The organism is Staphylococcus petrasii, from assembly GCF_002902565.1.
Classification (GTDB): Bacteria; Bacillota; Bacilli; order Staphylococcales; family Staphylococcaceae; genus Staphylococcus; species Staphylococcus petrasii.
The window spans coordinates 1-2413 of the sequence record NZ_PPRC01000122.1; the positions used below are offsets into that span (position 1 = coordinate 1).

The 2413-nt window shown below is 24.7% G+C and carries 2 protein-coding genes and 1 pseudogene; all 3 read left to right on the forward strand.

Annotated features, from left to right (window positions below; all coding sequences use genetic code 11):
- Positions 1-136: 136 nt before the first annotated feature.
- Positions 137-804, forward strand: a pseudogene (locus CD127_RS11780) (response regulator transcription factor).
- A 90-nt stretch (positions 805-894) separates the two neighbouring features.
- Complete coding sequence (locus CD127_RS11785; RefSeq protein ID WP_103366815.1) at positions 895-1809, forward strand: ABC transporter ATP-binding protein; 915 nt, start codon at positions 895-897, stop codon at positions 1807-1809.
- Positions 1802-2413: hypothetical protein (locus tag CD127_RS11790; protein ID WP_240623881.1), on the forward strand; the 612-nt coding region annotated here is incomplete at its 3' end. The genes CD127_RS11785 and CD127_RS11790, both read left to right, overlap by 8 nt.

The following is a 2413-nucleotide window of genomic DNA, read 5'->3' on the forward strand; positions in this document are numbered from 1 at the left end:
ACTTTAATTTATTAAGGATATTATCAATATTTTTAAAATATTACTCTTATATATAGAAAGAAATTACTAAAAATAATACATATAAAAATATATAATATAATTAAAAACTTCCATTGAAGAAAGAGGACTTAGGTTTATGGAGTATAATGCGTTAATTATTGAAGATGATATAGATATTGCACATATTTTGTCATTAACATTAACAAAAATGAAAATTAAAACTACTATAGTTTATTCAGGAAATGAAGCTTTAGAGTATTTAAAAACACATAATTACGATTTAATATTGCTAGATTTAATGTTACCTCATATTGAGGGTGAAGAATTACTCACTTATATAAAAAAACACTTAATGAGCAGAATTATTGTTGTATCAGCTAAAACTGAAGTTGAAGAAAAAGTTCGATTATTAAATAAAGGAGCAGATGACTATTTAACAAAACCTTTTAATAATAAAGAATTATCTGCACGTGTTGAAGTTCAATTAAGAAATTTAAATCAATCCCCACGTCAAAATTTATTAGTATGGAAAGAATTAAGTATAGATAAATCGACTAGAAATGTTTACTTAAATAAAAATAAAATCGAATTAACAAATAAAGAATATGATATTTTATGCTTATTAATGAAAACTCCTAAAAAACCAATATCAAAACAAAAGATTTATGAAGAAATTCAGGGACTTTATTTAGGAGATGATAATACGGTTAATGTCCACGTATCAAACATTAGAAAAAATTGAGTACCTATACTAACCGATCTTATATTAAAACTGTATGGGGGATTGGATTTATAATAGAATAATTTTCTTTATACTTTCTTTATATTTTACTTAAAGGATTTTAAGACCTTTCCATTTATACTTAAATTGTCTTTTGGAAAGGGGCGAATATTATGGATCTAGTAATCAAAACAAAAGACTTAAGTAAAAAGTATAAAGACAATCATGGATTATTACCTACAAATTTTGAACTACGTAAAGGTGAAGTTTGTGCTTTAATAGGTAGAAATGGTGCTGGTAAATCTACATTTTTTAAATTATTAGCAAATCAAATTAAAGCTGATAGTGGAAGTATAGAATTATTTAATAAAAAATCCGATATAAAAAATCAAATGCGTAAGCGAATAGGATTCATGATTGAACATCCTGACTTTATTAATAATTTCACAGCCTTTCAGAATTTGAAGTATTTTAGTATTCAAAGAGGTATTTCAAATACTAAAGACATTACTGAAGTACTTAAAGCGGTGGAATTAGAAAACGTTAATAAAAAATTCAAAACATACTCTTTAGGTATGAAACAAAGGCTAGGATTAGCTTTAGCTCTATTAAATGGACCTGATTTATTAATTTTGGATGAACCAATAAACGGGTTAGATGCACAAGGAATAAAAGACTTTAGGAATTTAATTCGCCGGTTAAATCAAGAGCACGGTATTACTTTCCTTTTGTCTAGTCATATATTAAGTGAATTACAACAAGTAGCTGATAGATTTGTATTCATTGATAAAGGTGAAATTATTAAAGATATTAGTAGAGAAAAGTTAACTCAAGAAAGTAAACACCAGCTGTTAATACGCGTTGATAATACATCAAAAACTTCTCAAGTTTTAGAAGAAAATATACAAAATATTGATTACAGGGTAATCAATGCGCAAGAAATAATTGTGTATCAAAGCTCGATTGAATATAACTTAATTAATAAGATACTATTTGAAAATAATATAGATGTATATGAATTTAAAATTGAAGTATCTAATCTAGAAGATTACTTCTTAAATATTAAAAGAGGTGATGAAATTGATTAATTATATCAAAAGTGAGAATTATAGATTATTACATAGCAAAAGCATATATTTATATACAATAATATGTGCAACACTAATTATATTAGCAGCTTTTACATTAGTATACTTTGATAAAACTACTTTTAAATTCCCATACGCTAATTTAAAATTCTTTCTTGTTAATATAGTTTCCTCAGGACTCTTTATCATTGCTATTGGTTCAGCAATGAATTTAATAGTCAACAATAAAGAGAACAAAAACATAGTAAAACAAAGTATTTCTTTCGATATTTCATTAGATACTATTTATTACGGAAAGTTTATAATATTTCTCTTTTATTTCTTTATATTATGTTTAATTTGTACTATTGTAAGTATACTTTTCGGTTCACTTTTGTTTGAAAAAGACTATAAAACATTAAATAGTTTTATAATCTCATTAATTAATATGTCACCTTTAATCTTTGGTGCTTTAGCATTATCTCACCTATTGAATAGTTTAAAAATAAATGGTGCATTTTCTGTTCTCTTAACTATTTTTATTTATTACTATGGTGGTGGTTTGTTAGAACTGCTAAAATTTATTAATAAAAAATGGATTATTCTATACAATTATTCTCCTACA

Excerpts from the sequence above, each read along its gene's own strand:
- CD127_RS11785 (WP_103366815.1), top strand. The coding sequence starts at position 895 with ATGGATCTAGTAATCAAAACAAAAGACTTAAGTAAAAAGTATAAAGAC.